We start from the raw sequence: 25064 nt of genomic DNA, 5'->3' as shown, positions 1-25064 counted from the left end.
GTTCCTTTCGCAGCGAGCCAGCGAGCCCCCTCAGCACGCTAAGCCTGCCGCGGGGCACCGGCCATCCGGGCACCCGTCGCACGCCGTCGGGTTCCGGGCTCCGCGTCCCGGCGGCGGCCGTTTCCCGTGCGCCGGCCGCCGCGCCGGGCCGACCGGTCCGTACGCCGGTGGACGGTCCCGCGCGTCGGTGGAGCCGGACGGGCCGGCACGTCCCGCGGCCCCGTTCGGGCGGCCGGGCCCTCAGGGCCGGTAGCGCAGCGGATGGTCGGCCGGGATCTCGACGATCACGATCTCGGTCCCGTCCGGGTCGGCGATCCACATCTCGATCAGCCCCCACGGCTCCCGGACCGGCCCGCGCACGATCTCCACACCGGCGGCCGTCAGCTCCTCGTGGGCCGCCGTCATGTCCGCGACCTGCAGCCACAGTTTCAGCGCCGGGGAAGGCGGGGTGTCGCAGCGTCCCGCGACCTCCAGGAAACCGCCGCCGAGGAAGTACACGGTCCCGCGCTCGGGCCCCGTACCGAACTCGCGGTGGACGGCGAGGCCGAGCTGCTCACCGTAGAAGACGCGCGAGCGCTCCGGGTCGGTCGGGCGCAGAAGGGTCCGGCTGCTCAGTACGTGCACCATGCGTCCGGAGCCTAGTGGGACCGGCGCGCCCGGTCCCGGTCGAGACACGGGGCGCGATGCCCGCATCACCGTCTCGCGCCCACCGGGGCCCGGCGGCATACCCACCGGGACCGGGCGACAGGTTTCGGGGGCGCGTTACGCTCGGGCGTGCCCAGCCGCGCCACTGATCGGAGAACCGCTCCCATGGAAACCGCCGCCACCAGACTGACCTTCCGCGACGCCGCCGACAGCGATGTGGAGGCCCTGGTCGCGCTGATCGAGTCGGCGTACCGGGGGGACTCCAGCCGTGCGGGCTGGACCACGGAGGCGGACATCCTTCAAGGGCAGCGGACCGACGCCGAGGGGGTCCGCACGGTCGTCGAGGCATCCGACAGCAAGCTTCTGACCGTGGAGCGGGACGGCACGCTCGTCGCCTGCTGCCAGCTGGAGCACCGCGGCGACCACGCCTACTTCGGCATGTTCGCGGTCAGTCCCGCCCTCCAGGGCGGCGGCCTCGGCAAGGTGATCATCGCCGAGGCGGAGCGGACCGTCCGCGAGGTGTGGGGCGCCACGGAGATGCACATGACCGTGATCTCCGTACGCGAGGACCTCATCGCCTGGTACGAGCGGCGCGGCTACCGCCGTACGGGTCGGATGACGCCCTTCCCGTACGGCGACGAGCGCTTCGGCATCCCGCAGCGCGACGACCTGGCTTTCGAACTCCTGGTCAAGCCGCTCGTCTAGGCCTGCCCGCGCCGTGGGCGCCGCCCGCAGCCTGCGGCCGGGCCGCTCGGGCGCGTCCTCGCCGAGCGGCCCGCGGGTGTCGTCCCGGGTGCCGCGGTCCGACCGGTCCGGCTATGCCGTGAAGCGGCCCGTGCGCTTGATCTCGGGGTAGTCGGTCGTGGCGCCGTCCAGCTCCAGGGCGCGTACGAGCCGGAGGTGGTCCTGGGTGTTCACCACCCAGCCGATGATCTTCAGGTCGGCCTTGCGGGCCTCCTCGACGACCTCCAGGCTCAGCCGCCGGATGTTGAGGCACACCGTCGCGGCGCCGGCCTCGACGGCGCGGTCCACCACGTCGGTGCCGTAGCGGCTGGCGATCAGCGCGGTGCGTACGCCCGGCACCAGGCGTGCGATCTCGGCGATCGCCTCGTCGTGGAACGAGGACACCTCGACCCGCCCGACCAGATCCTTGCGGTGCATCACCTCGGCCAGCGCCCTGGCCGCCGCGACGTCCTTGATCTCGGCCTGCAACGGCGTCCTGACCGCCTCCAGCACCTCCTCGAAGACGGGGACGTGCTCGCCGCGCCCCGCGTCCAGCGTGCGCAGCTCGGCGAGCGTCTTGTCGGCGATCGGCCCCGTGCCGTCGGTCGTCCGGTCCACTTCGGCGTCGTGCATGACGACGAGAGCGCCGTCCTTGCTCAGGTGCAGATCGAGTTCGATGAGGTCGAGGCCCGCGTTCTGGGCGGCGGTGAAGGAACGGAGGGTGTTCTCGGGCTCGACACCCATCACTCCGCGGTGACCGATGGTGAGGAAGTTCAAGATTCGACTCGCTTCCGTCGACGGCGGCTCGGCTCGCGCGTGGTTCCGGCGGGGCGGCCACGCGGCAGCCGCAGCCTAATGGCCTGGCTGTTCTGTGTACCCGTTCCTACGCCGTGCAATGGGAGTGTCGGATTCACACGGCGCGGCGCGAGTGCCGGACCCGGGGCGTGCCCCCACCGCGGCCCGCGGCCGCCCGCTCGCCGAGGCCCGTGCCGCTCGGAAGGCTGTGGTGCATGTCATCGCATAGACGGTGTCGGACAGGAAAAAGAGCGGTGAAGGCGGGGGGTGCGCAGGATAATCTCCCGGGTTCCCACTTGCGTAACGGAACCACGCATACATACGGTGTCCATACGCGAGGTTTTCCTGTGGAGGATGGGACATGACGGAAGTTCTTGTGCAGGTGGGTTCGGAGGAGCGGGTTCCTCCCGTGGCCAGGGTGGTGGATCACCCGGCATGGCCCGTCCTCAAGGCTGCCGTGGAGGAGATCCGTCCCTGGCAGTCCAAGGACGGCTCCATCGACTTCGCGGCGGACGGCGCTCCCGCCGCCGCCGACGTCGAAGCGGTCGTGCGCCGGGTGGCCGAGGCGATAGACGCGCTCTCGCCGCTGGTGCCCCACGACGCCGCGTACCACGAGGCGCTCGTGAAGGACCTGCGCCGCTGGGCCGAGGGCGGCTTCGAGGTGCCCGACTTCCTCGACTCGCTGCTGGCCTTCCAGCCCGCCGCGAACCGCGAGGACGGCCTCCAGCACCTGGTCGTCTTCCCGATGTACACGCAGAACGGCAACCTGGACCGCAACTTCGAAGCGGTCGTGCTGCGCATGGTGTGGCCCGAATGGCTGGCCGAGCTGGAGCGCACCCGCTACGACAACCCGCTGTTCTGCGGCATCACCTTCGAGGACTTCACCGCCGGGTACGACACCAACTCGGCCGTGCTCTTCCCGGAGACCATCGCCGTGCGCGAGGCGCCCGAGCGCTTCTCCTGGGGCGGCATCTTCTGCGACCGCGAGGCCGCCCGCTTCCGTGCCGTCACCGAAGCCGCCGTGGACACGCTGGGCCTCGAACTGCCCGAGGACATCGCCGCCATGGTCCACGACCAGGAGCGCTGCGAGAAGGCCTTCGTGCTCTGGGACATGGTCCACGACCGCACCCACAGCCACGGCGACCTGCCGTTCGACCCCTTCATGATCAAGCAGCGCCAGCCGTTCTGGATGTACGGCCTGGAGGAGCTGCGCTGCGACCTCACCGCCTTCAAGGAGGCCGTGAAGCTGGAGGCCGAGGGCAACGAGCACGGCCGCGACGTGCAGTACGCCGTCCTCTTCGACCGGATGTTCCGCTTCCCCCTCTCCGGCGACCGCGTGCGCAACTACGACGGTCTCGGCGGCCAGCTGCTCTTCGCCTACCTGCACAAGCACGACGTCGTCCGCTGGACCGACAACAAGCTGCACATCGACTGGCAGCGCGCCCCGCAGGTCACCAACCAGCTGTGCTCCGAGATCGAGGAGCTCTACCGGGCCGGCATCGACCGCCCCAAGCTCGTCCACTGGTTCAAGGCCTACGAGCTGGTCTCCACCTACCTCGCCCCGCACCCGGGCTCCCGCTGGGCCAAGGGTCCGGACGCGCTCGACCTGTCGCAGCCGCCGCGCAAGCTCGTGGACGACGTGCTTCCGGACGAGTTTCCCCTGAGCATGTTCTATGAGGCGCTCTCCAAGAAGCTGAAGAACGTGATCGCCTCCACCAAGGGCATCACCGCGGCCGGCTCCGAGCGGGTCGCCGCGTGACCGACCGCGGTAGCGAGAACATTGCTCAGGAGGCGAAGACCATGGGGAACGGTGCTCTCAGCGGTGCGGTGATCGCGGTGGCCGGCGCGGGCGGACCCGCCGGCCGGGCGGCGCTGCTCAGGCTCGCCGAAGCCGGCGCGACCGTCATCGGCGCGGACAACGACGCGGAGCGGCTGGCGGAGGCCGTGGACGCGGCCCGCTACGCGCACGGCGGCGCCACCGTCGTCGGCGACACGGTCGACCTGCTGGACCTCCAGTCGACCCGCGACTGGGCCGCGCGCATCCAGAAGGACTTCGGCCGGGTGGACGGGCTCGTCCACCTCGTCGGCGGCTGGCGCGGCAGCGAGACCTTCACCAAAACGGTTCTGGACGACTGGGACCTGCTCGAACTCCTGCTGATCCGCACGGTGCAGCACACCACGCTCGCCTTCCACGAGGCGCTGCAGGCCAGCGACCGCGGTCGGTACGTCCTGATCAGCGCCGCGGGCGCGAGCAACCCCACCGCGGGCAACGCCGCCTACTCCGCGGCCAAGGCCGCCGCCGAGGCGTGGACCCTGGCCATGGGGGACTACTTCCGCAAGGCCGGCATCGCCGAGGGCGCGGAGGGCGCGACCTCCGCCGCTGCCATCCTGGTGGTGAAGGCGTTGGTGCACGACGCGATGCGCGCCGAGCGGCCGAACGCGAAGTTCGCGGGCTTCACGGACGTCACGGAACTCGCCGAGTCCATCGTCGGCGTCTGGGACAAGCCCGCCGCCGAAGTGAACGGAAAGCGCCTGTGGCTGACCGAGAAGCCGTGAACCCTCCGAAGACCGACGCCCGGCGTCATCACGACCCGGCCGTCCGCGGCTTCGCCAGCGACAACTACGCGGGGGCCCACCCCGAGGTGCTCGCCGCCCTGGCCCTGGCCAACGGCGGGCACCAGGTCGCGTACGGCGAGGACGACTACACGGACAACCTGCAGGGGATCATCCGCAGTCACTTCGGTGCCGGCGCCGAGGCCTTCCCGGTCTTCAACGGCACCGGCGCGAACGTGGTCGCGCTCCAGGCGGTCACCGACCGCTGGGGCGCGGTGATCTGCGCGGAGAGCGCGCACATCAACGTCGACGAGGGAGGCGCCCCCGAGCGCATGGGCGGCCTCAAGCTGCTCACGGTGCCCACGCCGGACGGCAAGCTCACGCCCGAACTGATCGACCGGCAGGCGTTCGGCTGGGACGACGAGCACCGCGCGATGCCGCAGGTCGTCTCGATCACCCAGAACACCGAACTGGGCACGCTCTACACGCCCGACGAGATCCGCGCGATCTGCGACCACGCCCACGCGCACGGCATGAAGGTGCACCTGGACGGGTCCCGGATATCCAACGCGGCCGCCTCCCTGGACGTCCCGATGCGGACGTTCACCAACGCGGTCGGCGTCGACATCCTGTCCCTGGGCGGCACGAAGAACGGCGCGCTGTTCGGCGAGGCGGTCGTCGTCCTCAACCAGGACGCCGTCAGCCACATGAAGCACCTGCGCAAGCTGTCGATGCAGCTCGCCTCCAAGATGCGCTTCGTGTCGGTGCAGCTGGAGGCGCTGCTGGCCAAGGATCTGTGGCTGCGCAACGCCCGGCACGCCAACGAGATGGCCCAGCGCCTGGCCGAGGGCGTCCGCGCCGTGCACGGCGTGGAGATCCTCTACCCGGTCCAGGCCAACGCGGTCTTCGCCCGGCTCCCGCACGACGTCAGCCTGCGGCTGCAGAAGCGCTTCCGCTTCTACTTCTGGGACGAGGCCGCCGGCGACGTCCGCTGGATGTGCGCCTTCGACACCACCGAGGACGACGTCGACGGGTTCGTGGCCGCGCTCAAGGAGGAGATGGCCCAGCAGTAGCACGTGATGCATAAGCATGCGATTGCCTGAAAAGTTATTGACTCTCGGGCGGTCGCATTCTTATGCTCTACGGGTATGCAGCTGACCCAGCAGACAAGCGACCTGTCCGCCTATCTGGCCGCCGACGACGTAGTGGACCACTATCATCCGCTGGTCCGTGAGACGGCCGCACGGCTCGCCAAGGAGTCCGTCGACTCGTATGACTATGCGCGATCGGCGTTCGAGTTCGTGCGGGACGCGATCCCGCACTCGGTCGATTCCGGCGACCCGCGGGTCACCTGGCGCGCCTCCGACGTCCTGGAGCAGCGCACGGGCATCTGTCACGCCAAGGCCCACGCGCTCGCCGCGCTCCTGCGGGCCGAGGACATTCCCACCGCGTTCTGCTACCAGAAGTTCGAGGTGCTGCACGGTCTCGTCGCCGTACGCTTCGACGGCGCCTGGCACCGGCAGGACCCCCGCGGCAACAAGCCCGGGGTGGACGCCCGCTTCTCCCTGGACGGCGAACAGCTCGCCTTCACGCCCGACCCGGACCTCGGTGAACTGGACCATCCCGGGCTGTACGCCGAACCGCACCCGGCCGTCGTCGGCGCGATGAAGGCCGCTCCGGGCTGCGCGTCCCTGATGCGGACACTTCCCCTGGAACTCTGAGGGGGCGGGGCGGACATGTTCCGGGGCGCGGATCACCGTCCGCGCCCCGGTGTCTCGGACCGGCGCGGGGCGCGCCGTACGAGAGGGGTCAGCGGGCCTCGGCCGCGCGCACCTCTTCGGGGGTCGGAGCGGTGCCGCCGAGGTGGGCGGGCATCCACCAGGTGTCGTCCAGCCCCTTGGGGCGTACGGGATAGGCGCGCTGTGCCGATTCGAGCAGCTCCTGGACCCGCTCGCGCAGCCGCCGGGTGATGGCGCCCGCGTACTGGTCCTTCGGGGCCTCCACCGGCTCGCCGACGCGGATGGTGATCGGAGTGTGGCTGCGCTTGAAGTTGCGCGGGTGGCCCTTGGTCCACAGCCGCTGCGTGCCCCACAGGGCCATGGGGATCAGCGGCACGCCGGCCTCCTGGGCCATGCGCGCGGCACCGGACTTGAAGCTCTTCAGCGTGAACGACTGCGAGATGGTCGCCTCGGGGAAGACGCCGACGATCTCACCGGAACGCAGCGACTCCAGCGCGTGCTGGTACGCCGTCTCGCCCTGCTGGCGGTCCACCGGGATGTGCTTCATGCCCCGCATCAGCGGACCGGAGATCTTGTGCCGGAAGACCGACTCCTTCGCCATGAAGCGCACCAGGCGCTTCTGCGGCAGGGCGGCCAGGCCGTCGAAGATGAAGTCCAGGTAGCTGATGTGGTTGCTGACCAGCACGGCGCCGCCCGAGCGCGGAATGTTCTCCGATCCCTTGCAGTCGATCTTGAGGTCCCACGCCTTGAACAGAGTTTGGGCGAGGCCGACGACGGGACGGTAGACAAGCTCTGCCATGGACGGGGTGGACCCTTCTCTCTGCCTGGGAAGGGGTCTCCCGGCGGGAAAGTTACGCTGCCGTAGGTTTACGGCAATGCGCAGATCGTGCCCGAAGAACGGACGGGTGGCCAGCCCTGGTGCCGTGGAACGGCGAGATCCTCGTCACGTCGCCCCCTTGATCCACCTCGGGGTTTTAACGCATCTTTACTTTACGCGTACCGCCACACGCCGTACGACCAGGTACATCTCGCATCCGAGGCAGTACCCGAACGCGGCATTGAGAAACGCCGCCGCGAGCGCGCACGCGGTCGCCGCCGACCCCAGCCACGCGGGTCCCGCGGTCCAGCCGATCAGACCCACCACCGCGAAGCCGAGCCCGACCGCCTGCGCGAACCGCGGCGGCTCGGGAGCCTCGAACTCCGTCGGAGGGCCGAGCCGCGGCCGTACGGCCTTCCGGAAGACCCAGCCGTACGGCGAGCGCGCCACCCCGCCCGCGGCGCCCAGGGCGAACGCCAGGGTCTGCCATGCCAGCAGCCAGACGCTGCCGGTGATCAGCGTGACCGCCAGCACGACGGCCGTCACCGCCGCGCCGAACCGCGGGCCTCTTGTGTCGATGTCCATGAATCAAGCATTCCGCATGTGGGGTGCCTGGAGGCCCCGGGAATCTTTGCGGTCTCGTGAATGCTTGTGCAGGAGATGAACGGTCTTGTGATGTGCCTGGCGGTGCTCGCGGCGGCGAGCGTCTACGGAGTGCTGCACCGGCGGCGGAGCGGGAGGGTACGGGTGAGCGGGCGCGACGGCGGAAGGCGGCTTGGCGCGGCGGAACTGGGGCAGGCCCTCGGGGAACGGGCCACGCTCGTGCAGTTCTCCAGCGCCTTCTGCGCCCCCTGCCGGGCCACGCGGCGGGTGCTGGGCGAGGTGGCCGGCATGGTCCCCGGCGTGTCGCACGTGGAGATCGACGCCGAGGACCACCTGGACCTCGTACGCGATCTCGGCATCCTCAAGACGCCCACGGTGCTCGTGCTCGACACCGGCGGGCGGATCGTGCGGCGGGCGACCGGGCAGCCGCGCAAGGCGGACGTCATCGCGGCACTCGGGGAAGCGGTCTGACCGGTGCTCGGGGAAGTCGTCCGGCCGGTGGTCGGGAAGCTGTGCGACCGGCGCGGGGAAGTCGTCCGACCGGCGCTCGGTGGGGCGGTCCGACCGGCGCTCGGGAAGCCGTGTGACCGGTGGTCGGAGAAACCGTCTGACCGGCGCGGGGAAGTCGTCCGGCCGGAGTCCGGGGGAGCTGTCCGGCCGGCGGCCGGGGAGGCCGTTCGGTCGCCGGTCGGGAAGGTCGTCAGGCCGGTGGCGATCATGGTGAGTCATCTCCCACATGCCGGTACGCCCTTGACTGCGCCTGCCGCCTCTCGTCAGCCTGACCGTATGTCACCGCACAGCCTTCTTCCCGAGCTCTCCGACACGGATCCGCCCCGCGCCACGGGCACGCGCGGTCCGGGCTGTTGACCGGCCAAGGACCGTCTCCCGTTCCCGGTTCCGCCCGCGTGGCCGGAACCCCACGTCGGCTCTCGCAGAAGGACAGCTCCATGACGGCCACGCCCGGCCTCGGCACCCCACGGCCCGCCTCGCCGGATCTGCTGCGCTCCGTGTTCCGGCGGCACGCGGCCGGTGTGGCCGTGATCACCGCCTCGGGGGTCCGCGGTCCCGTCGGTTTCACCGCCACCTCGCTCACCTCGGTCTCGGCCGAGCCCCCGGTCGTCTCGTTCGGCATCGGCACCGGTGGCTCCAGCTGGCCCGCGATATCCGAGGCCGGCCATGTCGGCGTCCATGTGCTCGGCGAACACCAGCGGGAGCTGGCCGCCACCTTCGCCCGCAGCGGCGCCGACCGGTTCGGCGCGCCCACCCGTTGGCGTAAAGGCCCCGAAGAAGTTCCCGTGCTCGACGACGTCCTCGCCTGGCTGGTGTGCCGCGTCGTCGCGCGCGTCCCCGCGGGAGACCATCGCATCGTCCTGGCGGAGGTCGTGCAGGGTGATCACTCGGGCGCGGGCAGCCCCCTCCTGTACCACCAGGGCCGCTTCAACGGCCTGCGCGACTGAACCCGCAGGCCGGCGCAGGCGTTGCTACTCGCCGGTTCTACTCGCCGGTTACACAGCGTTGCGAAGGTCACAGTCCAAAGCGCTTGCTTAGTGTGCGCCCGCTGGGTGTACTGGTGAGTAATATTTCGTTCGGAGCGCGGGTCGCCCCGACCGGGATCGGCCGCTTCAGGCGCCTATGCTGCCTGAAAGAAGGCAGCCCAGAAATGACGATGCAGTAGGAGAGCCGGCGTGAGCTTGAGGATCGTTGTCACTGTGAAGTACGTGCCCGACGCCACTGGCGACCGGCACTTCGCCGATGACCTGACCGTCGACCGTGACGACGTGGACGGCCTGCTGTCCGAACTCGACGAGTACGCCGTCGAGCAGGCGCTGCAGATCGCCGAGGACGCGGACGACGCCGAGATCACCGTGCTGACCGTCGGTCCCGAGGACGCCAAGGACGCGCTGCGCAAGGCTCTGTCCATGGGTGCCGACAAGGCCATCCACGTCGAGGACGACGACCTGCACGGCACCGACGCCATCGGCACCTCGCTGGTGCTGGCCAAGGCGATCGAGAAGGCCGGCTTCGACCTGGTCGTCTCCGGCATGGCCTCCACCGACGGCACCGCGGGCATCGTCCCGGCGCTGCTGGCTGAGCGTCTCGGTGTCCCGCAGGTCACCCTGCTCTCCGAGGTCTCCGTCGAGGACGGCGTGGTCAAGGGCCGCCGCGACGGCGACAGCGCCTCCGAGCAGCTCGAGGCCTCCCTCCCCGCGGTCGTGTCGGTCACCGACCAGTCGGGCGAGGCGCGTTACCCCTCCTTCAAGGGCATCATGGCGGCCAAGAAGAAGCCGGTGCAGTCCTGGGACCTGTCCGACCTCGACATCGAGGCGGACGAGGTCGGCCTCGAGGGTTCCTGGACCAAGGTCGACTCCGCCACCGAGCGTCCGGCGCGCACCGCCGGAACGATCGTCAAGGACGAGGGCGAGGGCGGCAAGCAGCTCGCTGAGTTCCTCGCGGGCCAGAAGTTCATCTAGTCGCCGAGGGTCCGGGGCGCGCCCCCGGACCGTCTCCGCGGCCACGGCCCACCCCGCTTACCGCCCCTCAGACTTCGCAATCCGCAGGAGAGCATTCCCATGGCTGAAGTTCTCGTCTACGTCGACCACGTGGACGGTGCCGTCCGCAAGCCCACCCTCGAACTGCTGACGCTGGCCCGCCGCATCGGCGAGCCCGTCGCGGTCGCCCTCGGCTCCGGTGCCGAGAACACCGCCACCGCGCTCGCCGAGCACGGTGCGGTGAAGGTCCTCACGCACGACGCCGCCGAGTACGCCGACTACCTCGTCGTGCCGAAGGTGGACGCGCTCCAGGCCGCGTACGAGGCCGTCTCCCCGGCCGCCGTGCTCGTCCCGTCCTCCGCCGAGGGCAAGGAGATCGCGGCCCGCCTCGCGGTCCGCATCGGCTCGGGCATCATCACCGACGCCACCGACCTGGAGGCCGGTGACGAGGGTCCGGTGGCCACGCAGTCCGCGTTCGCCGCCTCCTTCACCACCAAGTCCCGTGTCGCCAAGGGCACCCCGGTCATCACGGTCAAGCCGAACTCGGCCGCCGTCGAGGCCGCCCCGGCCGCCGGTGCCGTCGAGGCCCTCGCGGTCACCTTCTCCGAGAAGGCCACCGGCACCAAGGTCACCGCCCGTACCCCGCGCGAGTCGACCGGCCGCCCCGAGCTGACCGAGGCCGCGATCGTCGTCTCCGGCGGCCGTGGCGTCAACGGCGCCGAGAACTTCTCGGTCATCGAGAACCTCGCCGACTCGCTCGGCGCCGCCGTGGGCGCCTCGCGTGCCGCGGTCGACGCCGGCTGGTACCCGCACACCAACCAGGTCGGCCAGACCGGCAAGTCCGTCTCGCCGCAGCTCTACATCGCCTCCGGCATCTCCGGCGCCATCCAGCACCGCGCCGGCATGCAGACCTCGAAGACGATCGTGGCGATCAACAAGGACGCCGAGGCGCCGATCTTCGACCTGGTCGACTACGGAGTGGTCGGCGACCTCTTCGACGTCGTCCCGCAGCTCACCGAGGAGATCAAGGCCCGCAAGGGCTGATCCCCCAAGAGCCGTACGAGGCCCCCGCGACCGGAACAGGTCGCGGGGGCCTTCGTTCATCCCAGGGTCAGTGACGCCCGCACGGGCAGATGGTCGCTCGCGAACCGGCCGCCCCGCGAGAACGTGTCGATCGACGCACGGTGCACCGTGACGCCGGGACCGGCGAGGATCCAGTCGATGCGGTCGCCGTCCGGCGTCAGCGGCGCGTAGCCGTGGAAGGTCGCGTAGAGCCCGCTCCGCGAGGCCGCCGTGTCCCAGGTGTCGGTGAGTCCGGCGCCCAGCAGGATGTCGTAGACCTCGTTCCGGTGCGCGGGCACGTTGAAGTCGCCGGTCACCAGGCACGGCACGGACGGGTCGAACTCCCCGATCCGCTCGGCGACGAGCGAGGCGGCCCGGGTCCGCGCGTACTGGCTCGCGTGGTCCAGATGGGTGTTCAGGACGTGGAACCGCCGCCCGCCGTCCCGCAGGTCGCGAAAGCGTGCCCAGGTGGCGATCCGGGGGAGCGTGGCGCCCCAGGTGTTCGAGCCGATCACCCGGGGGGTGTCCGAGAGCCAGAACGTGTCGTGCCCGAGCGGGGCCAGCCGCCGGGTGTCGTAGAAGATCGCCACGGACTCGTCGCGGCTGCCGCCCTCCCTGCCGGTCCCGATCCACGCGTAGTGCGGCGCGAGGTCGGCCTCGATGTCGAGCAGTTGCCGGTAGAGGCCTTCCTGGGTGCCGATGACGTGGGGCGACGCGTGGCGCAGCAGGTCGCGCATCACCGGACGGCGCGCCGCCCAGCTGTTGGGCTCCACGGTGCTCGCGAAGCGCAGGTTGTAGGTCATGACGTCGAGACGGGGGCGGGGGCGTCGGCCGGCGGAGGCCTGTGCCGTGGTGAGCAGGGGCAGGGCGACGGCGGCGGCCACCGCGTTTCTCAGCCCGGTACGGCGGGTCGGTCTGCTGGAATCGGGCACGCGTGCTCCTTCGGTCGCGGGTCGGGACGGGGCGCGCACCATCGGAGGGGAAGGAAGGAACCCGGAAAGTCTGCCCGAGGGGACCGGGACGGCGGTGAACGCGGCAGGGCCGTGGAGTGTCCCGCGATCCACGGGGTGTTGACCCGCGGGAAGCGTGCCGGATAGCTTCCTTCAACGGATTGTTGATTCCGTACTGCGGAAAACGGGAGGGTGCCGGATGGGCCAGGATCAGCAGGAGAAGGTCGCGACGAGCCTGTCGGGCGCCGTCAACGAAGCGGTCGGCGCCTTCCTCGCCCCCGTGGACGCCGAGCTCGAGCGCCGCTACCCAGGAGACCCCGGTACCCGGCAGCCCGTCCATACCGTGTACGTCCCCGCGGACGCGTTCGCCGCCGACACCGTCCGCACCTGGGGCGACCGAGCCCTCGCCGCCCTCGACGAACACGCCCCCGACGCAGCGTCCTTCGCCGCCGTCCTCGGTCTGGCCGACGAACTCGCCGGGCCCGTGTACGACCGCGTACGGGCCAAGCTGGAGCGCGAACCCGTCGAGGACCTGCGCGTCGACTTCGAGGACGGCTACGGCCCGCGTCCGGACGCCGAGGAGGACGCGGCGGCGGCCCGCGCGGCCCGGCTGATCGCCGAGGCGTACGCGGACGGCACCGCGGCCCCGTACACGGGCATCCGCATGAAATGCCTGGAGGCGCCGGTCCGCGACCGGGGCATCCGCACCCTCGACATCTTCCTGACGGGCCTGGCGGAGGCGGGCGGCCTGCCCGGCGGACTCGTCCTCACCCTGCCCAAGGTGACGTACGCGCAGCAGGTCACCGCCATGGTCAGGCTTCTGGAGGAGTTCGAGAAGGCCCGCGGTCTGGAACCCGGCCGCATCGGCTTCGAGATCCAGATCGAGACCAGCCAGGCGATCCTCGCCACCGACGGCACCGCCACCGTCGCCCGCATGATCCAGGCCGCCGAGGGCCGCGCCACGGGACTGCACTACGGCACCTTCGACTACAGCGCCTGCCTCGGCGTCTCCGCCGCCCACCAGTCGAGCGACCACCCGGCCGCCGACCACGCCAAGGCGGTCATGCAGGTCGCGGCCGCCGGCACCGGTGTACGCCTCTCGGACGGCTCGACCAACGTCCTGCCCGTCGGCCCCACCGAGAAGGTCCACGACGCCTGGCGCCTGCACTACGGCCTCACCCGTCGCGCCCTGGCCCGCGCCTACTACCAGGGCTGGGACATGCACCCCGCCCACCTGCCGACCCGCTACGCGGCCGTCTTCGCCTTCTACCGCGAGGGCTACGAACAGGCCGCGGCCCGTCTCTCCCGCTACGCCGGCCACGCCCCCGGCGACGTCCTGGACGAGCCCGCCACGGCCAAGGCCCTCAGCGGCTACCTCCTGCGCGGCCTGGACTGCGGCGCCCTGGACCCGGCCGAGGTGGCCCGCACCTCGGGGCTGACACGGCACGAACTGGAGGGCTTCGCGGCGCCGCGGCGGGGGGATCTCACCGTGTCGGGCCGGTAGCGGCACGACCGGGACGGCGATCCGCCGTCCCGTGCGGCCCCCGCGAAGAGCGCGCGGGCCTTCGGCGGCGGCCGGCCCCCCCCCCCCCCCCGGCCCCCGCCCCCCCCGGCCCCCCCGCCCCCCGCCGCCGTGGCTCAGGGGGCCGGCGGCAGTTCCCCCGAGCCGCGGGTGATCAGCCGGGTCGGGAGTTCGATCCGCTCCGGGGCTATGAGGTTGCCGTCGAGCTGGCGGAAGAGCCGTTCGGCGGCGGTACGGCCGAGAGCGGCGGCGTCCTGCGCCACGACGGTGACCCCGGGCTGCAGGAGATCGGCGAGCTCCAGGTCGTCGAAGCCGACGAGGGCGACGGGGCGGCCGCACTCGGCGATGACCCGGACGACCGTCACGGTGACACGGTTGTTGCCCGCGAAGACCGCGGTGACGGGCGAGGGACCGGAGAGCATGTCCTCGGCCGCCTTGCGCACCCGCTGCGGATCGGTGACACCGAGGGACATCCAGTCGTCCTCGACCGGTATACCCGCGTCCTCCATGGCGGCCCGGTAACCGCGCAGCCGCTCGGCCGCGGTGTGGATGCGGGGCATGTCGCCGATGAAACCGATCCGGCGGTGGCCGTGGGCGATCAGGTGGGCGACGCCGTCCCGGGCGCCGCCGAAGCTGTCCGACAGCACGACGTCGGCGTCGATCCTCCCGGCCGGGCGGTCCACGAAGACCGTGGCGACGCCCGCCTTCATCTCCGGCTCCAGATAGCGGTGGTCGTCGCCGGCCGGGATCACGACCAGCCCGTCCACCCGGCGCGCGCACAGCGCGAGAACCAGCTCCTGCTCGCGGTCCGGGTCCTCCGCGCTGGAACCGTTGATCAGCAGGGCTCCGTGCGCGCGGGCCACCTCCTCCACCGCGCGGCTCAGCGGCCCGTAGAACGGGTCCGCGAGATCCTCCAGGACCAGCCCGATGCTCGCGGTACGGCCCTTGCGCAGCACCCGGGCGCTGTCGTTGCGGCGGAAGCCCAGAGCCTCGATGGCCTCCTGGACGCGCCGCTCCGTGTCCGGGGTGACCCCGGGCTCGCTGTTGACCACGCGGGACACCGTCTTGAGCCCGACTCCCGCACGCGCCGCCACGTCCTTCATGGTCGGACGGTTTCCGTAGCGGTTCTCGGCTCGGCGGGCGCTCTCGGCCACGATGTGCTGTCCTGTCCTGTCGTCCACGGGGATGCGTAGGTCCATGGGGTTGTATGAGGATGTGGCGTCGAGCATAGAGCCTGGACAACGTTGTCAGATGCGGGAGACACTGTCCACCGCAATCTCCGGCCTGCGTCTTCCCCAGGGCGTACGGTCCCCGTGGTCCGCCGGCGCGCTCCGCGCCGCGTACGACAGGGCCCGGTTCCGCCGGTTCCCGGCCGAAGGCCCCGGACCCGCGGCGCGGCGGGCCCGTCACGACACCCCATGGGAGACCTGACTCTGATGCACACCGACCTCGTGGCCGCGCTCGACATCGGCGGCACCAAGATCGCCGGAGCGCTGGTGGACGGCCAGGGCCGGATTCTCCTGCGCGCGCAGCGCCCGACGCCCGCCAAGGAGGACGGCGGCACCGTGATGCGCGCCGTCGAGGACGTCATCGGTGAGCTGACCGTCTCCCCGCTCTGGAGCAGGGCCGCGGCGCTGGGTATCGGCAGCGCCGGTCCGGTGGACGCCTCCGCGGGCACGGTGAGCCCGGTCAACGTCCCCGGCTGGCGGGGCTACCCGCTGGTCGAGCGGGCCTCCGAGGCCGCGGGCGGACTCCCCGTCGAGCTGATCGGCGACGGAGTCGCGATCACCGCGGCCGAACACTGGCAGGGAGCCGCCCGGGGCCACGACAACGCGCTGTGCATGGTGGTGTCCACCGGCGTCGGCGGCGGGCTCGTCCTGAACGGGCAGCTCCACGCGGGCCCCACCGGAAACGCGGGCCACATCGGACACATCAGTGTCGACCTGGACGGTGATCCCTGCCCCTGCGGTTCCCGGGGCTGCGTCGAGCGCATCGCCAGCGGCCCGAACATCGCCCGCCGCGCCCTCGAGGGAGGCTGGCGGCCCGGCCCTGACGGCGACACCTCGGCCGCGGCGGTCGCCGTGGCGGCCCGCGCCGGTGACCCGGTCGCCGTGGCCTCCTTCGAGAGGGCCGCACAGGCTCTCGCGGCGGGGATCGCGGCGACCGCGACCCTGGTCGAGATCGACGTCGCCGTGATCGGCGGGGGCGTGGGCAAGGCGGGCGACGTCCTCTTCGCACCGCTGCGCCGGGCCCTGGCCGACTACGCGACGCTGTCCTTCGTCCGCCGCCTGACCGTGGCGCCCGCGCTGATGGGTACCGACGCCGGCCTGGTCGGCGCGGCCGCGGCGGCCCTCACCCGCAGGCCGCACACGCTGCCGACGGCCCGCGTCTGAGCCGGCGGCACCGGGGCGGGGCTCGTGTCGGATGTGCCGGGGTGGCGGTGCGCCCCGGGGTAGCGGTGCGCGGCGGGGTGGCGGTGCGCGGCGGGGACCAGGTCCGATGGACATGTGCGGATGAAGGTGTCCGGTCCACCCGTGACCCCGTCCGCCCTCCGTAGTTGAACCGGGCATGAAGAAGCGCAGCATGCTCGCCATCGCCTCCCTCGCCACCGGGTTCGTCGTCGCGGCGATCACTCCGTCCCACTCCCTGAGCGGGGACACCCTGAACGACCTGAACGTCAACGACACGCTCAGCTCGGTCGATCACCCCGTCGGCACCGACAACCCGGCGACCGACGAGGGCGCTCTCGGCGGCCGGAACAGCTGAAGGACCGCGGTGCCGTGCCGGTGTCCCCGCCACGGGGGCACCGGCGTCGTCGTGAAGGTGCCCTCATCAGCGGCTGGTTTCCGTGGCAGGGTGGAGCGGGCAAGCCACAGGGGGCCACAGAAGAGGGGGAATCGTGATCGTCTGGATCAACGGTGCGTTCGGTGCGGGGAAGACCACCACCGCACGGGAACTGATCGAGCTGATCCCGAACAGCACGCTCTTCGACCCCGAGGTCATCGGGGCCACACTCACGCAGCTGCTTCCGGCCAAGCACCTCGCCGAGGCCGGCGACTTCCAGGACCTGCCGATCTGGCGGCGGCTCGTGGTCGACACCGCGGCCGCCCTGCTCGCCGAGCTCGGCGGCGTCCTCGTCGTCCCCATGACCCTGCTCCGGCAGGAGTACCGGGACGAGATCTTCGGCGGTCTCGCCGCGCGCCGGATTCCCGTACGCCATGTGCTCCTCGCCCCGGCGGAAACGATCCTGCGGGAGCGGATAGCGGGCCGGGAGGTGCCCCCGGACCTGCCCGACGGCGAGATGCGGGTGCGCCAGTGGTCCTACGACCACATCGAGCCCTACCGGGCCGCGCTCTCCTGGCTCGCCGCCGACGCCCACCCCGTGGACACCAGCGCGCTCACCCCGTACGACACCGCCGTGCGCGTCGCCGAGGCCGTACGCAGCGGGGAGGCACCCGTGTGCGACATCGTGCAGACCCCGGAACCCACCGCCGAGACGGTCGCCGCCGGGGTGCTCCTCTTCGACGAGAACGACCGGGTCCTGCTCGTGGACCCGACGTACAAGGCGGGATGGGAGTTCCCCGGCGGGGTCGTCGAGGCCGGAGAGGCCCCCGCCCGCGCCGGCATGCGCGAGGTCACCGAGGAGACCGGCATCACCCTCGACGAGGTGCCCGCGCTGCTCGTCGTCGACTGGGAGTCGCCCGCACCGCCCGGCTACGGCGGTCTGCGGCTCCTCTTCGACGGCGGCCGCCTCGACGAACAGGCCGTCCGGGGGCTCCTGCTCCCCGGACCGGAACTGCGCGGCTGGCGCTTCGTCACCGAGCAGGAAGCGGCCGACCTGATGCCGCCCGTGCGCTACGAACGGCTCCGCTGGGCCCTGCGGGCCCGCGAGCGCGGTGCGGCGCTGTACCTGGAGGCGGGAGTGCCGCTCGGCTGACAGGGGGTTGTACCTCTGCCGGCGCGGAGGCTTCCGGCACCGTCGCCCGGCCGGGGCGGAGGCCGCCGGAACCGTCGCTTCGCCGGTGCCCCGGCGTGAAGCCTCTCGTGCCCGGGCCGGTCCTCCGGGAAGGGTTCTCGCGCGGTGGGCGACCGGACACGGCCAGGGCCCGCGCCTGGTGGCGCGGGCCCTGGCCGTGTCTGTGGATGGGGACGGGGACGGTCAGCTCGCCGCGTAGTTCCGCAGGAACAGCGCCTCCGCGACCGACAGGCGCTCCAGCTCGTCCGGCGAGACGCTCTCGTTCACCGCGTGGATCTGCGCCTCCGGCTCGCTCAGGCCGATGAGCAGGATCTCCGTCTCGGGGTACAGCGAGGCCAGCGTGTTGCACAGCGGGATCGAGCCGCCCATGCCCGCCGACTGCATCTCCTGGCCCGGGTAGGCGACCGCCATGGCCTCCGCCATCGACGCGTAAGCGGGGCTGGAGGTGTCGGCGCGGAACGCCTGGCCCTGTCCGATCGGCTCGGTGCTCACCCGCGCGCCCCACGGCGTGTGCGCCTCGACGTGCGCCTCCAGCAGCTTCGTCGCCTCGACCGCGTCGACGCCCGGCGGCACCCGCAGGCTGATCAACGCACGGGCACCCGCCTGCACCGACGGCGTCGCGCCGACCACCGGCGGGCAGTCGATCCCCAGCACGGTGACGGCCGGGCGCGCCCAGACCCGGTCGGCGACCGCGCCGGAGCCGATGAGCTCCACCCCGTCGAGCACCTTGGCGTCCTCGCGGAACGCCTGCTCCGCGTACTGCAGACCGTCCCACGCGGAGTCGCCCGCCAGGCCGTCCACGGTCGTCGAGCCGTCCTCGGCCCGCAGCGAGTCCAGGACGCGGATCAGCGCCGCCAGCGCGTCGGGCGCCGCGCCACCGAACTGTCCCGAGTGCAGGTTCCCTTCGAGGGTGTCCACCTGCACCCGTACGAGGGTCATGCCGCGCAGGGTCGCCGTGACCGTCGGCAGGCCCGCCCGGAAGTTGCCGGCGTCACCGATGACGATGGTGTCGGCGGTCAGCAGCTCCGGGTGCGCCTCGGCGTACCGCTCGAGACCGCCGGTGCCCTGCTCCTCCGAACCCTCGACGATGACCTTCACGTGCACCGGGACGCCGCCGTTCGCCTTCAGGGCACGCAGCGCCAGCAGATGCATGACGACACCGCCCTTGCAGTCGGCGCTGCCCCGCCCGTACCAGCGGCCGTCGCGCTCCACCAGCTCGAACGGAGGCGTTGTCCAGGCGGATTCGTCCAGCGGCGGCTGCACGTCGTAGTGCGCGTACAGCAGGACCGTCTTCGCGCCCTCGGGACCCGGCAGGAAGCCGTACACCGACTGCGTGCCGTCCGGGGTGTCGAGCAGGGCCACGTCCTGGAAGCCCTCGGAGCGCAGCGCGTCCGCGATCCAGTTCGCGGCGCCCTCGCTCTCGCTCCTCGGATACTGGTCGAAGTCCGCCACCGACTTGAAAGCCACCAGCTCGGCGAGCTCCGCCTTCGCCCGGGGCATGAGCGAGGCGACGGTCTCCGCGACCGGATTCGACGACATGGGCACGCTCCTTGTAGGTGCGACGTTGTACTTCTGTGTACAGATGATCGAATGATGCGGACTGGTGTACAGGACGCATCCGTTGCCGATCCTCCCACAGCGGCCTGCGGTGATGCCCGCCGTAGGATGCGGGGGACAGGTGCGGCAGACGGCTGGACTGGGAGCAGTAGACCAACGTGAGCAGCGAGAACTCTTCGGCGGACGACGAGCGGCGTGCGGCGGACGACGAACAGCAGGTGTGGGACGTCGTGGTCGTCGGCGCGGGGCCGGCGGGCGCCTCGGCCGCTTACGCGGCAGCGGTCGCGGGACGCAGTGTCCTGCTGCTGGAGAAAGCCGAACTGCCCCGCTACAAAACATGCGGCGGCGGCATCATCGGCCCCTCGCGCGACGCGCTGCCACCCGGCTTCGAGCTGCCGTTCAGAGACCGGGTGCACGCGGTCACCTTCTCCATGGACGGCCGGTTCGCCCGCACCCGCCGGTCCCGGCACATGCTGTTCGGGCTGATCAACCGCCCGGAGTTCGACCAGCAGCTCGTCGAGTTCGCGCAGAAGGCGGGCGCCGAACTGCGCACGGGCGCGACCGTCTCGCGTGTCGAGCAGCACGGTTCGGCGGTGCCGGACCGGCGCACCGTGGCCGTGGTCCTGCAGGGCGGAGAGACGATCCTGGCGCGTGCCGTGGTCGGTGCCGACGGCAGCGCCAGCCGGATAGGAGCGCATGTCGGGGTGAAGCTCGACCAGGTCGATCTCGGCCTGGAGGCCGAGATCCCGGTGCCGGAGACGGTCGCCGAGGACTGGCGCGGGCGTGTCCTGATCGACTGGGGCCCCATGCCCGGCAGTTACGGCTGGGTCTTCCCCAAGGGTGACACGCTCACCGTCGGCGTGATCTCCGCACGCGGCGAAGGCGCCGCCACCAAGCGGTACTTGGAGGACTTCATCGCCCGGCTCGGCCTCGCCGGCTTCGAACCGGCCATCTCCTCGGGCCATTTGACGCGCTGCCGGGCCGAGGACTCGCCGCTGTCGCGCGGCCGGGTGCTCGTCTGCGGCGACGCGGCCGGACTGCTCGAACCCTGGACCCGTGAGGGCATCTCGTTCGCGCTGCGTTCCGGGCGGCTCGCCGGCGAGTGGGCGGTGCGGATCGCCGAGGCGCACGACGCGGTGGACGCCCGGCGGCAGGCGCTGAACTACGCCTTCGCGATCAAGGCGGGGCTCGGCGTCGAGATGAGCGTCGGCAAGCGGCTGCTCGCGGCTTTCGAGCGTCGTCCGGGCACGTTCCACGCGGGGCTCACCGGCCTGCGCCCGGTGTGGAAGGCCTTCACGGGCATCACCCGCGGCTCCACCACGCTGGGGGAGATCGTCCGGACCCATCCGATGGTCGGGCGTGCCCTGACCGCCCTGGACCGGCGGCCCCCGGTGGCCGAGGGGGCGCAGGACTGACATGCTCCTCGCCCTGAGGGGCGAGGATTCCGGCCTTCCGCGGACCGCGTCGTTGAACACGACCCGCGCGCACCCGAACGCCCTCGCCAACGCGGTCCGCTGACCGGCGTCCGGGTACAGACGAAAGCCGTACCGAAGCTGCACGGCGATCACACCAGGCATGTCGAACCCGTGACGTCACCAGGAACACACACACGCGCGATCCGTCACCGTCACCGGGCAAGGTCCGGCTCCGCCGGAATGTCACCGCGACGCTCCGCGTCGTCACCACGGGATTTGCTTCACCCCGGCCCGAAGGCCGGAGCACCGCGAATGAATCCCGGTAGCGGGGACGGTCGGCGCCGGCTCGCGGCCGCGAGCCCCGGAACGGGCGGCCGCGGCCGGTGTCAGCTCTCGAGCGTGATCCGGAAGACCGGGTGGTCGGGGGCGATGCGCCGCAGCTCCTCGTCGGGCGAGTCGGGGCCGACACCGCCGAAGAACACGCCGACCTCGGCCTTCCAGCGCTTGAGGTAGGCGCGCAGCAGCGGCACCTTGTCGTCGTCGGCGACCTCCACGGCCGTGAAGGTGTCGACCTTCTTGCCCAGGCGCAGCTCGCCCCCGCCGGCCGCCCGCATGTTGTGCGTCCACTGGACGTGGCCGCGGGGTGCGAGGAGGTACTGCTCGCCGTCCACGGTGAGCAGATTGACCGGGGTCGTCCGCCACTCGCCGCTCTTGCGGCCCCGGACGGCCAGGACACGCGAGCCCCAGACGCTGAGTCCGCGCCTGGTGATCCAGGCGACGGCGCGGTTGAAGACGTTGACGGTGAACCAGCCGGGCTTCTGGACGTGCGTGGACATGGTTACCTCTCGGGGTCTGCGGGGTCTGCGAGGGAGCGGGTGGGGCGTGCAGGGCCTGCGGGGTGCGTGGCATCTGCGGGCCGTGCGGCGAGAGCGCCGATCTGTTTTGTGAGCACTGCTCTCGCTCGAGAAGAGTCTGCACCGGATCGGTGTCTCAATGCAAGAGCAGTGCTCTCGTTTTTGTGCGCCGATCTCCTTTGTGGCCGCCGATCGCTCTGGAGAGCATCGATCTGTTTTCGGATCGCCGCTCTCGTTTGTGTGCACTGCTCTGAAAACGTGGGACACTGCACCGTATGAGTACCGCGCGAGGGGCACGTGCCCGAGCCAGGATCGAGGTCACGGCGGCCATCAAGGACGAGGCGCGCAGACAGCTCGCCGCGGAGGGAGCCGCCAAACTCTCGCTGCGGGCCGTCGCCCGTGAGCTGGGGATGGTCTCCTCCGCGCTCTACCGCTACTTCCCCAGCCGGGACGACCTGCTGACCGCGCTCATCATCGACGCCTACGACTCCCTCGGCGAGGCCGCCGAGTCGGCGCACGCCGAGGTGGCCGCGGCCGGACCCCGGGAGCGCTGGACCACCGTGTGCACGGCGGCGCGGCGCTGGGCACTGGAGCACCCGCACGAGTACGCGCTCATCTACGGTTCCCCCGTCCCCGGGTATGTCGCGCCGCAGGAGACCGTTCCGTCCGCGGCCCGGGTCGGGGTGCTCCTGATCGGGGTCGTCCGGGACGCGCACCGGGGCAAGGGCCTGGCCCGTACACCGCTGCCCGCCGGACTGAAGACCGAGGCGCAGCGGATGGCCGCCGATCTCGCCCCGGATCTGCCGCCCGAGGTGGTGGTGGCTCTGGTGGCCTCGTGGGCGCAGCTCTACGGGCTGATCGGGTTCGAGCTGTTCGGCCAGTTCAACCGGGTCGTGGAGGACCGCGAGCCGTTCTTCCGGCATGCCGTGGGGCGGCTCGCGCACGACGTGGGGCTGGTGTATCCGGAGCCGGGCGAGACGGCCGCGGGGCCGCACTCGGCGTAGGCCGCGGACGCGGACCGCACTCGGCACGGGGCGCCGGCGCGGGCCGGGTCTCGACGGGGTCGTACTCCGTGGGGAGTACGGGTGATCACCTCGCCCGGCGGACGCCGTCGTCGCGGCCGGGCGTCTAGCGTGACGGCCATGGAAGAGCAGCACACTCCCGGGGCGCCGGCGTGGGGCGGTCCACCGCGCCGGTGGCACGGGCCGCCGGGGTGGGACCGCCGGCACGACGAGGGGCGCCGCGCGCGATGGCCGTGGCGTTCCACGCTGCTGCTGACCGCTTTCGTGCTCATCGGCTCCGGCTTCGCGGCCCACGCCCAGCACGGGGACCGGCTCGCTCTGGACCCCTTCTCCAGGGCGCTCCTCCTGGTCGGCTCCGGTCTGCTGCTCTGGCGGCAGCGGTACCCCGTGTTCGTCGTGTTCGGCACGGCCGCGGTGGCCCTGGCCTATGTGGCCGCGGGATATCCCTACGGGCCGGTCTTCCTCCCCGTCGCGGTGGCCTGCTTCAGTGCCGTGGTCGCCGGGCACCGCAGGGCGGCCTGGACGGCGGTCGGCCTGCTGTGGGCGGGGCATCTCCTGGTCGCCCACTGGCTGTACCGCCGGCTGCCCCCGGCCGGCGACCGCTCCCCTTCGTGGATGCAGGAGATCGTCATCACCACCTGGGTCGTTGCGGTGGTGGCGCTGGCGGAGCTGGTGCGGGTGCGCCGGGAGCAGTGGAGCCGGGAAAGGGCCGAGCGCGCGCAGGCGGCCCGGCGGCGCGCCGACGAGGAGCGGCTGCGGATCGCCCGGGAACTGCACGACGTGCTGGCACACAGCATCTCGGTCATCAATGTCCAGGCGGGCGTCGGTCTCGCGCTCCTCGACTCCGACCCCGAACAGGCGCGTACGGCGCTCACCACCATCAAGGCGGCCAGCAAGGAGGCGCTCGGCGAGGTCCGGCAGGTCCTCGACACCCTGCGGGCACCGGGGGAGGCGCCCCGCGCGCCCGCTCCCGGGCTCGACCGGCTGCCCGAACTGGTCGAGCAGGCGGCGAGCGCCGGTCTCACGGTCGAGATCGAGGGCGAGGTCCCGGCGCCGGCCCCCGGCACCGACCTCGCCGCGTTCCGCATCGTCCAGGAGGCGCTCACCAATGTCGTACGGCATTCGGGGTCGCGCCGGGCGCGGGTGCGGTTCGATCACGCGGAGGGGGTGCTGCGGCTGCGGATCGACGACGACGGTCCTGCCACCCGCGCGGACGCGGGCGGAAGCGGCAACGGACTCGCGGGGATGCGGGAGCGGGCGGCCGCCCTGGGTGGCACGATCGAGGCCGGTCCGCGTGACGACGGAGGGTTTCGGGTGCTGGCCGTGCTGCCGTGGAAGGCCAAGGAGGAGAACCGGTGATCCGTGTCCTGCTCGCCGACGACCAGTTGCTGGTCAGGGCGGGTTTCAAGGCGCTGCTCGACGCGCAGCCGGACATCGAGGTGGCCGGGGAGGCCGCCGACGGCGAGGCCGCGGTGCGCGCGGTCCGTGAACTGCGCCCGGACGTCGTCCTGATGGACATCCGGATGCCGGTGCTGGACGGCCTCGCCGCCACGCGGCACATCACCGGCGACGCGGATCTCGGGGACGTGAAGGTGGTCATGCTCACCACGTTCGAGCTCGACGAGTACGTCTTCGAGGCCATCCGCTCCGGTGCTTCCGGCTTCCTGGTCAAGGACACCGAGCCCGATGAACTGCTGCGCGCGGTGCGGGCGGTGGTCGACGGTGACGCCCTGCTCTCGCCCGGGGTGACACGTCGGCTGATCTCCGAGTTCGCGGCTCGTTCCAAGGAGCCCGAGCCGGCCGCGTCCCTGGCCGAACTCACCGAGCGGGAAAGGGAGGTGATGGCGCTGGTCGGTATCGGACTCTCGAACGACGAGATCGCCCGCCGCCTGGTCGTCAGCCCGCTCACGGCCAAGACCCATGTCAGCCGGACGATGGTGAAGCTCGGGGCCCGCGACCGCGCCCAACTGGTCGTGCTCGCCTATGAGTCGGGGCTCGTGCGGCCCGGCTGGCTGGGCTGAGGCACGGCGTCCCCCTGGCGGAAGCGGTACAGCACGGTGGCGACCCGGAGCGCGAACACGACGGCGGCCAGCGCGCCGCCCACGGTGACGAGCGCGTGCACCGCGCCGGACGACAGGTCCAGGACGAGGGCGGGCCCGGTGACGACCCCGAAGGCGACCGCCGCGACGAACGCCGCGCTGGCCAGGGCGTATCCGATCTCGACGGTGACGGCGTCCCGTCGGGCCTGGGTCCGCCGCCCCGGCGCGGCGTCCGGCTCGCTGCGGCAACTGCCTTCGTACTCCCCGTTGTTATTCATGACGTGAGTCAACAGCCGTGCGCCC

26 protein-coding genes and 1 pseudogene are annotated in these 25064 nt (G+C 71.8%); 17 read left to right on the top strand and 10 right to left on the bottom strand.

Annotated features, from left to right (window positions below; translation table 11 throughout):
* Window positions 1-240: 240 nt before the first annotated feature.
* Entirely contained in the window at window positions 241-627 is a 387-nt protein-coding gene (locus ACH4S8_RS09350; RefSeq protein WP_398392092.1) for a VOC family protein, read from the bottom strand.
* Window positions 628-810: 183 nt separating this feature from the next.
* On the opposite strand from ACH4S8_RS09350, the gene ACH4S8_RS09345 reads away from it, so the two are divergent.
* Entirely contained in the window at window positions 811-1350 is a 540-nt protein-coding gene (locus ACH4S8_RS09345; RefSeq protein WP_398392091.1) for a GNAT family N-acetyltransferase, read from the top strand.
* A gap of 111 nt (window positions 1351-1461) precedes the next feature.
* Here the strand turns inward: ACH4S8_RS09345 and ACH4S8_RS09340 are convergent, their stop codons facing one another.
* Window positions 1462-2145 carry a glycerophosphodiester phosphodiesterase gene (locus ACH4S8_RS09340; RefSeq protein ID WP_398392090.1) on the bottom strand — a complete coding sequence of 228 codons (684 nt, stop codon included), beginning with the start codon at window positions 2143-2145 and terminating at the stop codon, window positions 1462-1464.
* 379 nt (window positions 2146-2524) lie between these two features.
* Between ACH4S8_RS09340 and ACH4S8_RS09335 the strand changes: the two genes are divergently transcribed.
* From ACH4S8_RS09335 to ACH4S8_RS09320, 4 genes are all read left to right on the top strand, one after another.
* Window positions 2525-3922 (top strand): DUF6421 family protein, encoded by a 1398-nt coding sequence (locus tag ACH4S8_RS09335; protein WP_398392089.1) that lies wholly within the window; start codon window positions 2525-2527, stop codon window positions 3920-3922.
* A 41-nt stretch (window positions 3923-3963) separates the two neighbouring features.
* A complete protein-coding gene (locus ACH4S8_RS09330; RefSeq protein WP_398392088.1) occupies window positions 3964-4719 on the top strand; it encodes an SDR family NAD(P)-dependent oxidoreductase in 756 nt (251 codons plus the stop codon).
* Window positions 4716-5789, top strand: coding sequence for a threonine aldolase family protein (locus ACH4S8_RS09325; RefSeq protein ID WP_398392087.1), 1074 nt, complete (start codon window positions 4716-4718; stop codon window positions 5787-5789). The genes ACH4S8_RS09330 and ACH4S8_RS09325 overlap by 4 nt, the downstream gene beginning before the upstream one ends.
* 75 nt (window positions 5790-5864) lie before the next feature.
* Window positions 5865-6437 (top strand): transglutaminase domain-containing protein, encoded by a 573-nt coding sequence (locus ACH4S8_RS09320; RefSeq protein WP_398392086.1) that lies wholly within the window; start codon window positions 5865-5867, stop codon window positions 6435-6437.
* An 88-nt stretch (window positions 6438-6525) separates the two neighbouring features.
* Here ACH4S8_RS09320 and ACH4S8_RS09315 read toward each other — a convergent pair whose 3' ends face one another.
* A complete protein-coding gene (locus tag ACH4S8_RS09315; protein WP_398392085.1) occupies window positions 6526-7254 on the bottom strand; it encodes a lysophospholipid acyltransferase family protein in 729 nt (242 codons plus the stop codon).
* A gap of 186 nt (window positions 7255-7440) precedes the next feature.
* Window positions 7441-7857 carry a DUF4395 domain-containing protein gene (locus tag ACH4S8_RS09310; protein ID WP_398392084.1) on the bottom strand — a complete coding sequence of 139 codons (417 nt, stop codon included), beginning with the start codon at window positions 7855-7857 and terminating at the stop codon, window positions 7441-7443.
* Between the two features lie 75 nt (window positions 7858-7932).
* Here ACH4S8_RS09310 and ACH4S8_RS09305 point away from each other — a divergent pair, with 75 nt between their 5' ends.
* The 4 genes from ACH4S8_RS09305 (at window position 7933) to ACH4S8_RS09290 (ending at window position 11408) form a co-directional block, all read left to right on the top strand.
* Window positions 7933-8346, top strand: coding sequence for a TlpA family protein disulfide reductase (locus ACH4S8_RS09305; protein ID WP_398392083.1), 414 nt, complete (start codon window positions 7933-7935; stop codon window positions 8344-8346).
* 476 nt (window positions 8347-8822) lie between these two features.
* Window positions 8823-9332: a flavin reductase family protein gene (locus ACH4S8_RS09300; protein ID WP_398392082.1), complete on the top strand. Its 510-nt coding sequence runs from the start codon at window positions 8823-8825 to the stop codon at window positions 9330-9332.
* A gap of 228 nt (window positions 9333-9560) precedes the next feature.
* Window positions 9561-10346 carry an electron transfer flavoprotein subunit beta/FixA family protein gene (locus ACH4S8_RS09295; protein WP_365733264.1) on the top strand — a complete coding sequence of 262 codons (786 nt, stop codon included), beginning with the start codon at window positions 9561-9563 and terminating at the stop codon, window positions 10344-10346.
* A 99-nt stretch (window positions 10347-10445) separates the two neighbouring features.
* Window positions 10446-11408 (top strand): electron transfer flavoprotein subunit alpha/FixB family protein, encoded by a 963-nt coding sequence (locus ACH4S8_RS09290; RefSeq protein WP_398392081.1) that lies wholly within the window; start codon window positions 10446-10448, stop codon window positions 11406-11408.
* Window positions 11409-11464: 56 nt separating this feature from the next.
* Here ACH4S8_RS09290 and ACH4S8_RS09285 read toward each other — a convergent pair whose 3' ends face one another.
* Window positions 11465-12358, bottom strand: a complete 894-nt coding sequence (locus tag ACH4S8_RS09285; RefSeq protein WP_398392080.1) for an endonuclease/exonuclease/phosphatase family protein — start codon at window positions 12356-12358, stop codon at window positions 11465-11467.
* A gap of 217 nt (window positions 12359-12575) precedes the next feature.
* Between ACH4S8_RS09285 and ACH4S8_RS09280 the strand changes: the two genes are divergently transcribed.
* Window positions 12576-13880 (top strand): DUF6986 family protein, encoded by a 1305-nt coding sequence (locus ACH4S8_RS09280; RefSeq protein WP_398392079.1) that lies wholly within the window; start codon window positions 12576-12578, stop codon window positions 13878-13880.
* A gap of 134 nt (window positions 13881-14014) precedes the next feature.
* Here ACH4S8_RS09280 and ACH4S8_RS09275 read toward each other — a convergent pair whose 3' ends face one another.
* On the bottom strand, window positions 14015-15097 hold the full coding sequence (locus ACH4S8_RS09275; RefSeq protein WP_398392078.1) for a LacI family DNA-binding transcriptional regulator: 1083 nt from the start codon (window positions 15095-15097) through the stop codon (window positions 14015-14017).
* 237 nt (window positions 15098-15334) lie between these two features.
* On the opposite strand from ACH4S8_RS09275, the gene ACH4S8_RS09270 reads away from it, so the two are divergent.
* The 3 genes from ACH4S8_RS09270 (at window position 15335) to ACH4S8_RS09260 (ending at window position 17835) form a co-directional block, all read left to right on the top strand.
* Entirely contained in the window at window positions 15335-16291 is a 957-nt protein-coding gene (locus ACH4S8_RS09270; RefSeq protein WP_398392364.1) for an ROK family protein, read from the top strand.
* Between the two features lie 175 nt (window positions 16292-16466).
* The gene (locus ACH4S8_RS09265) at window positions 16467-16664 is read left to right on the top strand and encodes a hypothetical protein (protein ID WP_398392077.1); all 198 of its coding nucleotides are present in this window, start codon (window positions 16467-16469) and stop codon (window positions 16662-16664) included.
* A 130-nt stretch (window positions 16665-16794) separates the two neighbouring features.
* Window positions 16795-17835 carry an NUDIX domain-containing protein gene (locus ACH4S8_RS09260; protein ID WP_398392363.1) on the top strand — a complete coding sequence of 347 codons (1041 nt, stop codon included), beginning with the start codon at window positions 16795-16797 and terminating at the stop codon, window positions 17833-17835.
* 222 nt (window positions 17836-18057) lie between these two features.
* On the opposite strand, the gene ACH4S8_RS09255 is transcribed toward ACH4S8_RS09260, so the two are convergent.
* On the bottom strand, window positions 18058-19413 hold the full coding sequence (locus ACH4S8_RS09255) for a dipeptidase (protein WP_398392076.1): 1356 nt from the start codon (window positions 19411-19413) through the stop codon (window positions 18058-18060).
* Between the two features lie 176 nt (window positions 19414-19589).
* Between ACH4S8_RS09255 and ACH4S8_RS09250 the strand changes: the two genes are divergently transcribed.
* Complete coding sequence (locus ACH4S8_RS09250) at window positions 19590-20846, top strand: geranylgeranyl reductase family protein (protein ID WP_398392075.1); 1257 nt, start codon at window positions 19590-19592, stop codon at window positions 20844-20846.
* A gap of 24 nt (window positions 20847-20870) precedes the next feature.
* Here ACH4S8_RS09250 and ACH4S8_RS09245 read toward each other — a convergent pair.
* Window positions 20871-20990, bottom strand: a pseudogene (locus ACH4S8_RS09245) (helix-turn-helix domain-containing protein); the annotation flags it as partial.
* A gap of 242 nt (window positions 20991-21232) precedes the next feature.
* Window positions 21233-21682, bottom strand: coding sequence for a nitroreductase family deazaflavin-dependent oxidoreductase (locus tag ACH4S8_RS09240; protein WP_398392074.1), 450 nt, complete (start codon window positions 21680-21682; stop codon window positions 21233-21235).
* 293 nt (window positions 21683-21975) lie between these two features.
* Between ACH4S8_RS09240 and ACH4S8_RS09235 the strand changes: the two genes are divergently transcribed.
* The 3 genes from ACH4S8_RS09235 (at window position 21976) to ACH4S8_RS09225 (ending at window position 24743) form a co-directional block, all read left to right on the top strand.
* Window positions 21976-22704 (top strand): TetR/AcrR family transcriptional regulator, encoded by a 729-nt coding sequence (locus ACH4S8_RS09235; RefSeq protein WP_398392073.1) that lies wholly within the window; start codon window positions 21976-21978, stop codon window positions 22702-22704.
* A 138-nt stretch (window positions 22705-22842) separates the two neighbouring features.
* Entirely contained in the window at window positions 22843-24081 is a 1239-nt protein-coding gene (locus ACH4S8_RS09230) for a sensor histidine kinase (RefSeq protein WP_398392072.1), read from the top strand.
* Window positions 24078-24743: a response regulator gene (locus ACH4S8_RS09225; RefSeq protein WP_398392071.1), complete on the top strand. Its 666-nt coding sequence runs from the start codon at window positions 24078-24080 to the stop codon at window positions 24741-24743. The genes ACH4S8_RS09230 and ACH4S8_RS09225 overlap by 4 nt, the downstream gene beginning before the upstream one ends.
* Here ACH4S8_RS09225 and ACH4S8_RS09220 read toward each other — a convergent pair.
* A complete protein-coding gene (locus tag ACH4S8_RS09220) occupies window positions 24704-25039 on the bottom strand; it encodes a DUF6332 family protein (protein ID WP_398392070.1) in 336 nt (111 codons plus the stop codon). The genes ACH4S8_RS09225 and ACH4S8_RS09220 overlap by 40 nt on opposite strands.
* Window positions 25040-25064: the final 25 nt, after the last annotated feature.

It is taken from the genome of Streptomyces sp. NPDC021080 (genome assembly GCF_044333225.1).
In the GTDB taxonomy this organism is placed as follows: domain Bacteria; phylum Actinomycetota; class Actinomycetes; order Streptomycetales; family Streptomycetaceae; genus Streptomyces.
The sequence above is the reverse complement of the archived record's forward strand: the minus strand, read 5'-3'. Positions and strand labels throughout refer to the sequence as shown.